Source organism: Halorubrum trapanicum, assembly GCF_017873555.1.
Lineage (GTDB): Archaea > Halobacteriota > Halobacteria > Halobacteriales > Haloferacaceae > Halorubrum > Halorubrum trapanicum.
Genome location: NZ_JAGGKE010000013.1, coordinates 73,035 through 84,879 on the forward strand (window position 1 = coordinate 73,035; position 11,845 = coordinate 84,879).

13 protein-coding genes and 1 pseudogene are annotated in these 11,845 nt (G+C 58.5%); 5 read left to right on the forward strand and 9 right to left on the reverse strand.

What is annotated here, in order from left to right:
- Positions 1 to 5: 5 nt before the first annotated feature.
- From J2744_RS13160 to J2744_RS13175, 4 genes are all read left to right on the forward strand, one after another.
- Positions 6 to 1,322, forward strand: coding sequence for a heme o synthase (locus tag J2744_RS13160; protein ID WP_233139245.1), 1,317 nt, complete (start codon positions 6 to 8; stop codon positions 1,320 to 1,322).
- Between the two features lie 245 nt (positions 1,323 to 1,567).
- The gene (locus tag J2744_RS13165; protein WP_144928141.1) at positions 1,568 to 2,926 is read left to right on the forward strand and encodes a heme-copper oxidase family protein; all 1,359 of its coding nucleotides are present in this window, start codon (positions 1,568 to 1,570) and stop codon (positions 2,924 to 2,926) included.
- 49 nt (positions 2,927 to 2,975) lie between these two features.
- Positions 2,976 to 4,154: a hypothetical protein gene (locus tag J2744_RS13170; protein ID WP_144928144.1), complete on the forward strand. Its 1,179-nt coding sequence runs from the start codon at positions 2,976 to 2,978 to the stop codon at positions 4,152 to 4,154.
- A gap of 84 nt (positions 4,155 to 4,238) precedes the next feature.
- On the forward strand, positions 4,239 to 4,862 hold the full coding sequence (locus tag J2744_RS13175; protein WP_095638133.1) for a hypothetical protein: 624 nt from the start codon (positions 4,239 to 4,241) through the stop codon (positions 4,860 to 4,862).
- A 93-nt stretch (positions 4,863 to 4,955) separates the two neighbouring features.
- Here J2744_RS13175 and J2744_RS13180 read toward each other — a convergent pair whose 3' ends face one another.
- Positions 4,956 to 6,038, reverse strand: coding sequence for a DUF2249 domain-containing protein (locus J2744_RS13180; protein ID WP_095638134.1), 1,083 nt, complete (start codon positions 6,036 to 6,038; stop codon positions 4,956 to 4,958).
- A gap of 154 nt (positions 6,039 to 6,192) precedes the next feature.
- Between J2744_RS13180 and J2744_RS15455 the strand changes: the two genes are divergently transcribed.
- A complete protein-coding gene (locus J2744_RS15455) occupies positions 6,193 to 6,624 on the forward strand; it encodes an SRPBCC family protein (protein ID WP_094530794.1) in 432 nt (143 codons plus the stop codon).
- A gap of 45 nt (positions 6,625 to 6,669) precedes the next feature.
- Here J2744_RS15455 and J2744_RS13190 read toward each other — a convergent pair.
- The 8 genes and pseudogenes from J2744_RS13190 to J2744_RS13225 form a co-directional block, all read right to left on the reverse strand.
- A pseudogene (locus J2744_RS13190) lies at positions 6,670 to 7,014 on the reverse strand (type II toxin-antitoxin system PemK/MazF family toxin); the annotation flags it as partial.
- Positions 7,011 to 7,382: a MarR family transcriptional regulator gene (locus J2744_RS13195; RefSeq protein ID WP_094530790.1), complete on the reverse strand. Its 372-nt coding sequence runs from the start codon at positions 7,380 to 7,382 to the stop codon at positions 7,011 to 7,013. The gene J2744_RS13195 and the pseudogene J2744_RS13190, both read right to left, overlap by 4 nt.
- A 392-nt stretch (positions 7,383 to 7,774) precedes the next feature.
- Positions 7,775 to 8,194, reverse strand: a complete 420-nt coding sequence (locus J2744_RS13200; protein ID WP_010890437.1) for a hypothetical protein — start codon at positions 8,192 to 8,194, stop codon at positions 7,775 to 7,777.
- Positions 8,187 to 9,125, reverse strand: a complete 939-nt coding sequence (locus tag J2744_RS13205) for a ParA family protein (protein WP_115864494.1) — start codon at positions 9,123 to 9,125, stop codon at positions 8,187 to 8,189. Before J2744_RS13205 ends, J2744_RS13200 begins: the two co-directional genes overlap by 8 nt.
- 261 nt (positions 9,126 to 9,386) lie before the next feature.
- On the reverse strand, positions 9,387 to 10,190 hold the full coding sequence (locus J2744_RS13210) for a nucleotidyl transferase AbiEii/AbiGii toxin family protein (protein WP_210113744.1): 804 nt from the start codon (positions 10,188 to 10,190) through the stop codon (positions 9,387 to 9,389).
- A 5-nt stretch (positions 10,191 to 10,195) separates the two neighbouring features.
- On the reverse strand, positions 10,196 to 11,026 hold the full coding sequence (locus J2744_RS13215) for a type IV toxin-antitoxin system AbiEi family antitoxin domain-containing protein (protein WP_210113745.1): 831 nt from the start codon (positions 11,024 to 11,026) through the stop codon (positions 10,196 to 10,198).
- Between the two features lie 92 nt (positions 11,027 to 11,118).
- Positions 11,119 to 11,556, reverse strand: coding sequence for a TRAM domain-containing protein (locus J2744_RS13220; protein WP_210113746.1), 438 nt, complete (start codon positions 11,554 to 11,556; stop codon positions 11,119 to 11,121).
- Positions 11,557 to 11,611: 55 nt separating this feature from the next.
- On the reverse strand, positions 11,612 to 11,845 hold a 234-nt coding region (locus tag J2744_RS13225), incomplete at its 5' end, for a hypothetical protein (RefSeq protein WP_210113747.1).

Below are 11,845 nucleotides of genomic sequence, written 5' to 3' on the forward strand. Positions count from 1 at the left end.
CAGTCGTGGGGACGTACCTGCTCGTCGCGCTCGGAGCGACCGCCGCCGCGGACGGCGGCTCGCTGGTCGCCGCGGTCCACCAGGCCTCCGCGGTGGCCGTCGGGGGCCTGCTCGCCACCACGGCGCTTCTCGCCCAGTACTCGGCGGCCTCGCGTGGTGTTCGCGTCGGAACGATCGTGGCGGTGATCACGTACGTGGCACAGGCCGGTGTTGGGCTGGCGGGCCGAACCAACGTCGTGCCGTTCGACGGCGTCCACCTGTTGGGCGGGATCGCGGTGTTCTCCTTCCTCCTCGCGACGCTCGTAATCAGAGTAGAGACGACCGCGGGGGGACCGGTTGATAGCGGAACACTGAACGGGCCGAATCACGGCGTAACGCCGATCGCGTCTGACGGTGACGTTCCGTCCCCGGTGTCCGAACCTGGGTCAACTCGGGTCCGCGATCGGATGCGGACGTATCTCGAGTTGACGAAGCCCCGATTGATGTGGTTGTTGTGCCTGCTCGCGCTGGCGGGAATGGGACTGGCCGTCGCGACCGGCGCTGAACTGGACGGCGTGACGGTCGTGGCGACCCTCGGCGGCGGTGTCCTCGGGATCGGTGCGGCGGGGACGTTCAACCACGTGTACGAGCGCGACCGCGACCGCAAGATGCGACGGACCGCTGATCGACCGATCGCGACCGATCGGGTCGGAGTTCGACGCGCCACCGGCTTCGCCGTCGCGCTTGTTGTCGCCTCGATGGCGGTGATGGTGACGTTCGTCAACGCGCTCGCGGCCGTGCTCACGGTGGCGGCAATCATCTATTACGCGTACGTCTACACAGTCGTGTTGAAGCCGACGACCCGATGGAACACCGTGATCGGGGGCGGTTCCGGAGCGCTGCCCGCGCTGATCGGGTACGGTGCCGTGACCGGGACCGTCGGTCTCTCGGCGGTTCTCCTCGCGCTCGTGGTCTGCTGTTGGACCCCGGCACATTTCTACAATCTTGCCATCGCCCACCGTGAGGACTACGCACGGGCCGAGTATCCCATGTTACCGGTCGTCGCCGGTGTGCGGACCGCACGTCAGCGGATCTTCGCCTGGCTCGGACTCACTCTGATCGTCGCGGTGTTATTGGGGGTCATCACAGGTTTTGGTGTACTCTATGCCCTCACCACCACGGTGCTCGGAGCAGTGTTTGTTCGAAGCGTGGTCAAGCAGTATGATGTCAATGAGCGAAATTCCGAAGACGAACAGGCGGCCGCCTACAGAAGTTTCCACGCCTCGAATGCATTTCTTGGGGCCGTCCTCGTGGCAATTCTCGTCGAAACACTCGCAGTATAACTCGAGTACTGCGGCTTCAGCTACCGCTGGGCCGGCACTATCGTGAAATTGGAACGAACAGGTGCGTGTTGATATTCATTTTTGTTATCACCAACGGCTAAACCGTCGCCTGTCGTTCCGGCTCGAAACCGGAGCGCGTAGCCAGATCCAGAGGTGCTCTCCACCATTAAAACGTGTTCCACGGTCGGCGACAGGAGAACATGTTCGGTGGTCCTGTCAGGTATATGGAGAACGTACCCTGATTTATGGGTGCCATCCCGGGGAATATCGAAGCGGACCAACAGCCCCCAATGACGGTCCCATTACGGCATTTTGTTGTCGGTCTCGTATTTCTCGTCGCGGGAATTGGATTGGGGATTGGCTTACATCTGAACGCTGTCCCAGGACTGGGCCGGCTCGCTCACGTCCATCTCCTGTTAGCCGGCTGGATCTGTATCACGATCATGGGGGCGATGACGCAGTTCGTGCCCGTCTGGTCGGGCGCGACCCTCCACTCGCAGCGACTCGCAAACGTACAGTTGGGGCTGGTCGTCGCCGGTCTCTCTGGGTTCGTCGTCGCATTCCTCCTGGTCGAGACAGCGTGGCTGATCCCGTTCGCCACGCTCATGCTCGTCGGCTTCTGGGCGTTCGCGTACAACATCATCCGAACGCTCGCCACGGTCGAGGAGTACGATGTCACCGAACGGCACTTCCTCGGCGCGCTCGGCTTCTTCCTCCTGTTGACCGTTCTGGGCGTCCTCCTCGCGATCGATTTCACGGTTCCGACGTTCTCGCGAATCGGCGTCAGCCGGTCCAGGGTGGTGGGCGCCCACGCGACCCTCGCGGTCTTCGGTGCCGTTCTCACGACGGTGTACGGCGCGCTGTACCAGCTCGGAACGATGTTCACGCAGACGGAACTCCACGGAATCGACCACCGTCTCCGGTCCATCGAAGAGATCGCGCATCCCATCGGCGTGGTCGTGCTCGCGGTCGGTCGACTCGTGGGTCACGCCCCCGCCGCGCGGGTCGGCGGTCTGCTGATCCTGTTCGCCGCGTCGGCGTTCTCTCTCATCTTGGCACGCAAACTGTACGAGATGCAGGTCGAACGGACCCCGATGCACACGCGGTACATGGTGGCAGTGGGAGCGCTCGCGCTGTGGATCGCCGTCACAGAACCCGCGTGGATATCTGACCCGTTGACGCGCGATCACCTGCTCGGCGCGGCGAACGCTGGTCATCTGCTGTTGTTGGGTGCAATCGGGTTCGTCGTCGTGGGGACGCTGTATCACATCATTCCCTTTGTCATCTGGGTCAACCGGTACAGCGATCTGTTAGGGTTAGAGGACGTCCCGATGATCGACGACCTCTACGACGATCGGATCGCCGCGATCGACGGGGTACTCCTCGGGGGCGGAAGCGCACTGATCGTGGGCGCGAACCTACTGGAAGTCGCCGGAACGCCGGGGCACCTCGGCGGACTGCTAGTGGGCGTCGGCGTCGTGGCGTTCGTGTCCAACTTGGTCCTCATGTTGGTCCGTCACAGCCCGCATTCGATTGATCGGATCGTGTTGGGGTCATTCTCGCCGCGCAGAGCGCACGATCTCGATGAGGCGGCCGACGACTAGATTTGCCAGCAGAACGCCCGGGGATCGTCCTGAGCGTAGGTCAACACTCATGAACACGGGACCAACTGGACTGTGGACGTGGACACAACGCTTCACGGTGGCGAGCGTCGGGTCGTTCGTGGGCTCGCTTCTCGCATTGCTCGGTGGGGCAAACAAGGTTGCCGTCCTGATCGGCGTGTTCGGCTTCGTCTGTCCGATGGTGTTCGGAATGGCGTACCTTCTGCTTCCCTCGTACGTCGGCAAGACCCTCGTCGATCAGCGACTCGCGGGGATTCACTTCGGGCTCGCCTATGTCGGTGTCAGCCTTCTCGTGGCGGATCAGTTCGTTACGGCGGGGATTCTCCTGAGACCCCTTGGTGTGACGCTCTGGACGACCGGTGTCCTCATTTTCGTCGGGTCGTTGCTGGCGACTGTCGGTCCAGCTGCGGTCGGCACAGTAGCTGGAACACTTGGAGGAAGTGGACGATCCCAACGCTCGACTCGACTGGCCACAGCGATGATTCCGGTTGCTGTCTGCTATCTCCTCGTCGGAACGGTTGCTCTCCTCATGACCGTCGCCCCTTTGGGAATCGGGACGGTCACAGTAGCACAGGTCACCCACTACTACCTCACCGGGTTCGCAACGCTGCTAATCTACGCGCTCGGCATGCGGTTGCTGACGGCGTTTTTCCACGTCTCGTTACCTCGCCCCGTCGTCTGGATCGTGCTCGTGGCCGGAGCCCTGGCGCCGGCCTTTCTGGGGACGTTCCTCTGGATCGATCCGTGGTTCCGGGTCGGCGGCGTTTTCGCGACACTCGCGATGCTCGGGTATGCAGCCCTCGTGCTATTCGTTATTCTGAAAACGAATCGCAGACGGGTCGGTGTATCCGGGATCGCACTCGGTGCGATCGCAGGAGGGACCGCCGTCGTGTCGGTCGTTCCGGTGGCGTTCGGGTTCGGGGATCCGATATCGCTCGCCGTCCATCGAACGCTCATCCTCGCCGGATTCTTTCCGCTCACAATCGTCGGATACGCGTACCTATTCTTCCCAATTACCGGCGGTCAGTTCACGGGGGCGAACCCACGCGCGGCCCGTGTGACGATCGCATTGCTTGGAGCCGGTGTCGCCGTACAATCGGTGGGAGTTGCCCTTCAGTACGAACCGGTACGCGTGATCGGAATTCTCGGGTCGGTAATCGGTGCGATCGGATGTGGCTACCTCCTCGGATGCCGGTTTGTGAACGGTTGATACCCGACCGTTTTCGGACGAGGAGACCGCCATCCGAACATGTACGGGAGTAGGAGTACCCCTCACGATCTCGAACAACTGGGTATGCCCAGCTTTCCGTCGCTGTTCGGGTCCGACGACAGCGACCTGTTCGACGGGTACGACGAGTTCGTTTCGGATCACGTCCCGAGGCCGGGCGAGTTCCTCGAACCTCATGATCTGCTCACCGGGGCGGACCACGTCGCGTTTCACCGTCTCACGCGCGACTGCTTCGAGGACCGAAAGGTGTACGATATGACGTTCAACTACAATCTCGCCCGGCTGAATCTCGACACGCGGCACACGAGCGCCGGCTACCGCTACGCCGTCGAACGCGACGACGCTGATGACGCCGTCGAGGCGGACGACATCGACCGCGTACTCCGTGCCGAGTTCACGCCGACGACTCCATTCTGTCCACAGACCCACACGCTGACGATCGGGTCGTTCCGCGCGTGGAATGGGCTCTCTGAACGACATGAGTACGACCTCATCCGCGTCCGCGCGGCACCCATGCACCACCAGAGCGAGGCGATCAACGAGCAGCTCGCCGACCTCGAGCAGACGTATCTCGAGACGGGAGACGTGACCGCCGATCCGGAGGGCGACACCGAAATCGGGTCGAACCCGATGGAACGTTCGATGAAAAACGAGGGACCGAGCCGCGGATCGCCGGACGCTCCGTTCTGAAAGGATCTGGTCCCCCCAGGGCAACGGCCACTGCGTGATCGGTACCGCGATTCGGGTCTCGCTCCGGATCAGTCCGTTTTCGAAACAGCCTCGTCAGAACGGTGCGTTTGGATCCTCCGCGGCAGTCGGGTCGTCGTCATGCGTTTCGGCCTTCCCAATCAATACTCTAAACTCGCCGGGGTCACGCTTGCGATACTCCCAGTAGAACTCCGGGCCAGCCTCGGCGTCGAACTGGTGGTACAGCGGCTTCGGGTCGTGGTCGTTCACGAGGGTAAATCCTTCTCCGTCGTCGAGATCTGCGTACGTCTCAAAGATCTTCTCGTGTCGTTGCGCGGGTGGAAGGTCGCGGACGTCGAGCTCAGCCGTACTCTCTGGGATCTCGACGGACGCTTCCGTGGACACCTCGTCATTGTCAGACATCGCGGATGTGGGATCCTCACCGTCAGCTGTGGATTCACTTCGTTCAGACTTTGTGATCCGTACCCGACAGCGACCGGGCTCTTTTTCGACTACCTCCCAGTCGAACGTGTCATCATATTGCTCCCGAAACTCGCGACGGAGCGGTCGCGGCTCGTGCGGAGCGATGAGTTCCATCGTCTCGCCATCGGGTATCATGCCGTACCGGTGGTGGATCGTCTCGTGGCGATCCGGCTTCGGGATCTCCCGGACATCGTATCGCGTGATTACGCCCTCGTTGTCGGCTATCGAAGCGTCGGTCTTCACGATTTTGACGCGCCACTCACCCGACTCACGACTTGTATACTCCCAGTCGATGACATCGCCGTGCATCGATCGAAGTTCGTAGTAGAGCGGCTTCGGGTCGTGGTCATTGACCAGCACGAACCCCTCACCAGATCCGAGGCGATTGAACGTATCGAGTAACACCTCGTGTCGCCGCTGCGGTATCAGATCACGCACGTCGAACGTCCCTAACTCCCCGTCACCGAGTGGTTCCTGTTTGGACACCCCGACCTCGCGCGGTTCGGCGTCAGGATCCTCGTGGGCCCAGTCGAGGGCACGGTTCCGTTCGATCTGGTACCGAAGCAGATGAGCGTCGATGTCTCGATCAGAGATAACGAGGACTTCGGTACCCGTCTCAATCTCGTCGAACGCGTCGTCGATCCGGTCTTGGAACTCGCGAGGCGAGGAATCCCGCAGGTCGATTTCGGTAACCATCTCTCGGATCGAGTACGGTCGCGAAGGAAGATGGTCCCTCAGCCGAACTTGTTCGGGACATCCGTGAAACGAGACGGAATTGAGATCTGAATTATCGGATGCTCACCAATCCAGTACAAGAGTTTCGGCCGCTTTCGAAAGACAAGTCCGACCCATGAATTCGGTAACGCTTTCGCGAACGATCGACGCGCCTCCGACTGTTGTCCGCGAATCGATGAACGAACTCGATCAGTTCATGCGAGCGTCGGGGTTCGATGAGGTTCACGTAGACGGCGAAACGGTTCGCGTCGCGAACGAAATGGGGATCGCGACTATCGAACTCACGCTTGAACTCGTTGACCGTCCTGACGCCGACCTCGCCTACGAACAGCGCAAGGGCATCTTCGAGGAGATGCGGACAGCGTACACCGTCACATCAGATCCTAACGGGAGCGAAGTGGTCGCAACGACGGAGTTCGCGCTTGACGTTGCGATCATCGGAGATGTACTTGACTCAACGATCATCAAACGCCAACGGCGAAAGGAACTCACGGCTCAGGTCGATTGGCTTGAAGAGGGGACAAGCTTAAACGAAGGTGAGGAGTGACTAGACGACTTCCCAGATGATGTCCCGTCGAAGATCACGATCAAGGAGATCAACGATAATCGCTACTATCAGCGATTCCCATAGATCGCTGTCAAGGCGGCCCTGCCAGAAATCGATATCCTCGCGGACGATCGATTGGACTCCCCACAGAACAATCCGACTCTCATCCGGGATCCCACCACGAAGCCAACTCTCACCGGGGATGTCGATTAGGCCGTCCATCCAAGATTTCGACGTCAACGTGAGCGCGATATACTGATCGCCGTAGAACGGACGGCCTTCGTGATTCGAGAGAATGATCCATGGCCGAGCATCTCTCTCACCTTTGAACGGATCATCCCCGTAGACGACGTCGTCACGCTCGAAAATCGGTGTCTCTTCGTCGGTCACTGTTCGTCCTCGACGCTCGGATGTGGTTCCTCGGGTGCGTGTTCGCGCCAGGACTCCTTGTCCTCTGTACCGAGTCGCTGGTTGAACAGGGCGGTCGCTCGTTCGTACCCGCTGTATCCGTCGAGTCGCTCTGTGTCGTCGGTTATCGCCCAGTACGTCGCTTTGTGTTCGACGAGATCGCGGTCCTTCAGTCTCGAGAGCGCGGTGCTGACCGCGCCCTCATCGAGACCGATCTGAGAGGCGATTTCGCGGGCCTTGAACGCGCGATCATCGTTGGCGGCGAGAAATCCCAGCACCTGATCCGGGACGGAAAGTTCCTCGAGTTCGTCCTCGCTCGTCTTCTCGAAGGTATCTCGGTCGATGGACATCGTTGAGCAGAAATACGGTGTCAATCGTAATGAGTGTTAGGTGTGAAAGCGACGAAATGGCTGAAGGGGATACTCCGCCCGTAGCCTCGTCGAAGCAGTTCGAGAATCGTATACATTGAGACGGCCAGTCTCAACTACCAGTGGGCGTCCATTTTCGAGTTGTTTTACCGATCTATAACGTAGAAACCCGTTCTCTCTGGTCAGATACGCGAATATAGTTCGTCGGGCAGCGATGGACGCATCCAGAATTCATGCGTCCCGTGCCCTTGTGGAGGTGCATATATGAATAGAATACTTTTCATGCTATTTGACCTATTCCAGTAAACCTCCTTCCTGAAGAGATGGACATCCCCCCGTCGTTCTCCTTGAAAAGAAATAGAATGCTATTCAGACTATTTTGAAATCGCATTCTTTCGTTCTTGCTCGAACCGTTCAGCCACCTCGTCAACCAAGTCTTCCTCTACAACCGTGCGCAGCAACGCATCAGTCATCTCACGGACAACGATATTCTGATAGCCGCGAGTACTTAGCTCGCGCTCTAATTCGTAGTTCAGCCAGGAATCGAAGTTCTCGATAGTCTCTTCGCGAGCGTAAAACGGCCGTTGATTGGCTGCCTCGTATGAAAAGGCAGTATCTGTCATCGGGTCCAGTTCCTCGACGTCCCCCTCATCCGGTTCGTCGACGTGTTCGGTTGTCGTGTCTGAGGCGGGTGGCTCGCGCGGTTCCTGTTCACTCTTCGTCTCGTCCTGATCGTCAGCATCGTCATCCAGCGTCTGACTAAGATCTGCGAACGGGTCACCGTCGTCAGCCATGCCGGACCACCTCACCGGCCTCGACGATGTGCGCGAGTTCGTCGAAATTCTTCAGTTGATCACAGTTGGCGTCGTAGTCCAATAGCGGTTTGCGTTCACCGTACGCTTTCGTGATACTCGTTCGGTCTCGGATACCTGGTGTCGGACTAATGTCGCCGCTGCCCACAGCCTCCCAATCCGTGATTCGAGCGAAGTTCGGAATACGGTCCTGCAAGCTGTTGTGGGAGTTCAGCCGTTCGAGGAGCTGGCGATCTTGCGTTTGCTGGTCGATACGCCCATCCAGCATATTCGGGACGAGTGCGAGGACGTCGACGTCCATGTGCTTTCGCAGCGGAGCAATCTGGCGCTCGATAGTGCGTTCCAGTCCGGACATCGCCTCGTTGCCGGGCGCTAGTGGAAGAACAAGATTAGACGTCGCGACGAGAGCGTTGTCGGTCAGTCGCGAGCGATATGCGGGCGAGTCCGTGACGATGAAGTCGTATTCGTCGCCCAGCAGCGGCTCAACGACTTCGCGCTTCAACAGAGCAGACGGCTGGAAGACGTCACCGACGACGATTTCTCGCTCGACTTGCTCGAGATCCTCGCTCGAGGGAAGGATATCGAATTCATATTCGGTATCGTAGACGACTGAGGTTGGATCTGCCTCATCGAAGAATACCTCACCGATGCCCTCGTCTGTATTGTGATAGTGGTCATCGAACCCGAGACCGACTGAAGCGTGTCCATTCGGATCGAGGTCAATGAGGAGGACATCATGGTCGTGGGTGGCGAGTTGACGCGCGAGATTCACTGCGATGGTTGACTTGCCAACGCCACCCTTCAGCATGCAGACTGAGACAGCCCGAGAATTCCCCGCTGTATCCACGGATTCGTACGGGCTATTTGGGCTATTCGTGCTATCTATGCTATTCCCGCTATTCGTTCCCGCCATGCTATTCTGGAATAGTGCCCTATCCCCTCTTATAACTAAGGGCAGTGAATAGCCCGAATCGCCAAGATAGACCGAATAGTTTGAATAGTAAGAATAGCATGAATAGTATGAGTAGCAAAGGTAGCCTGAATTGTTAAAATAGCATAAGTAGTATCGATAGAAAATCTCTATGAATAGGATGCTATCTTAGAATAGTATCCGATTTCAGAATACCCCTAATAGTGCAGGGCTAGTACGTGCCGCAGGCGAGAGGATTCGTACCTACTCCGTCCCTTTGTCAATGACGGCCTCGTCCAGTCTCTTCCAAACAGTATCGAACAGCGGTGGATCACCGGTCAGGTCTGGAAGTGAGGTTTCCCACTGGCGCTGAATGTCCTCGCGCTGGTCACCCGGCAGACCTGTGGTGAGATCGACGTCAAGGTCGTCGTGGTCGCACTTTGCTTCGAAGGCAGGCAGGACAACGTCGAACTCAATCTCAACAGATTCGGTCTCTAAGAGCTGATAAAGATCGTAGTAGTCTCTGGCAGCACCCCGTTGGAAGATCGCCCGAAGTTTCTCCGCGAAGATCTCTTCGACACTATACGCCTGCAGTTCGAACTCCGGGATATCCTCGTAGGAGTGCGTATGGTGAACCGAGTCGAATGCGACGTACTCGTCGACCATCACGTCGAGACTGGTCGTATTCGGATGGTCAAGCACCGCCCGATACTGGATGCTCATGTCGACGTAGTGTGTCGGATAGTGTTGCTGGCGGGACTCGTGGTGCTCGCTGATGGTGAACTCAATCCCGGAGCGCTCGGTAACTGTGTCAAGGACATCACGGAGGTCGTCTTCTGATTCGTTGTACTGACCTTCGACGCCGAAATCGAGATCCTCTGAGAATCGCCACGACTGGGGGAAGTACAGTTTGCTCAGCGCCGTTCCACCTTTGAACATGAGGTTCTCGCCAAAGTCACTCGTGAAGATACCCCAGAGAATCCAGGAGTTGACGTAGTTCTTCTCAGCATAGCCCTGGCGGACACCTAGCTCACGGGCAAGGACACGGAGTCGGTTTTGACTGATCATTAGAATCAGGACTCCGTCGGACCGAGCGTGCCCGGGTCAACGTTAATTCGGAGGCGATACTCACTGTCGTATAATCCCTGCTCGCTCTGCGTCGGGTCGAGCAGCGAATACCCGCTCGTGAACGACGCGACGAGCGTCTCACGCGTTGGGAGGTCGATATCCAGTTGGTCGGCAAGGTAGACGATTCGCTTGGTCGCCGCACCGTTGTCGAGTCGCTGGAGGTACTCACCGACGGTCGCCCACGAACAGTCCTGGTCGTCCGCGGCGACCATTGCTTTCGCGAGTTCTCGGATACCACCGCAGTACTCGGGATGGTCGGCACAGTCGACGAGCGTCTTCTCCAAGTCGGCGATGTTCACGGCGGTCCCCTCAATGGACGTCGGCTCGTAGCCGAAGAACTTCCGCTCGGTGACCGTCGCAACGCGATAGGGGACGCCGTGAATCTCGCGACTCTGGGCTCGCGTTGGGGTGACGACGTAGACGGTTCGAGGAACCTGCTCGGTCAGCCCGTGATGGCTGAGGGCGCTGTAGTAGCCGATGTACATCGGCTCAGCGACGTGCGAGGCGATGAGATACTCGTGGGTCGTATATACGGCCTCTTCACCGGCAGCGAGTGGGATGATGAGATATCGGCCGGGGAGCAGCCGATCCAGCCACCCTTTCTCGGTGAGTCGGGAGGCGATCTCGCGGGCGGTGTTCGGCGCGACCTCGAGTGTCGCCTCGATATCGTCGATCGAGATGATTTGGTGGCCCTCCGCGGCGAGATGCGAGAGGAGTCGGCTCTCACGGGTCGAAAGTCCCTGCCGTATAGTTTGGGTCTCTTGTGTGGAACTCATACCTGCATTTCGTACATAGAATATGAAGCCCGGCAGGCTTCAACGTTGCGCCTCCTCCACCCTGCCGGGCAGACACCGGATTATGAGCCTAGTTAGAGTGATTGAGGGCCGGTATCGACAACGCTGGCAAATGCGACGTTCTCTTGGACCTGGTCGATTTCGATGGTCGGCTCGTCACCGGGCTGCGCACCTGGAATGATAACGACATAGCCGCGTTCGACCTTCGCGATTCCATCGCCTTGATCGCCGACTGTCTCGATCGTCACGTCACGGACTTCCCCTTCAGTGACCGGTGGGGTAGGTGGTCCAGAATTTCGTTCGGACGGAGCGGGCTGCTCCTGTGCTGTGCGTTCGTCAGCTGTCTTCGTCGAGGATTGTCGTTGCGTGAGTACGCCGATCCGGTATGTTTCACCAGGAGAGATAGCGCCGTGATCAATCTCAGTTTGCGGAACTTCGAGTGTATATGTCTCTCCTCGTTTTTCTACAGTTGCGCTAAACAGACTCTGGAGCGACTCTGGAACCTCAACCATACGCTGACCTACAGCCCCTGGTAGTTAATCGGTTATCTTCCGCGAAGATAGGTATCTATTCAGGAAGGCTCGTGTTTCCTGGAATTTCCGGAAAACTATGAGGTGCAATTCCAGCAGAATCGCCTGCCAGCGATACAGTATCCGGGTAGAACCCAATTACAAGTGCTTCCTTTCCGGAAGCGACCCGGTCACTCCATCTGTCTTTAGTTAAGCGAGAAACCGCGAGATAGCGGCGGCTTATCGAGGCATCTTTCGGAAGGAATGAGGAAGTCCAGTCTGTGCACGACAA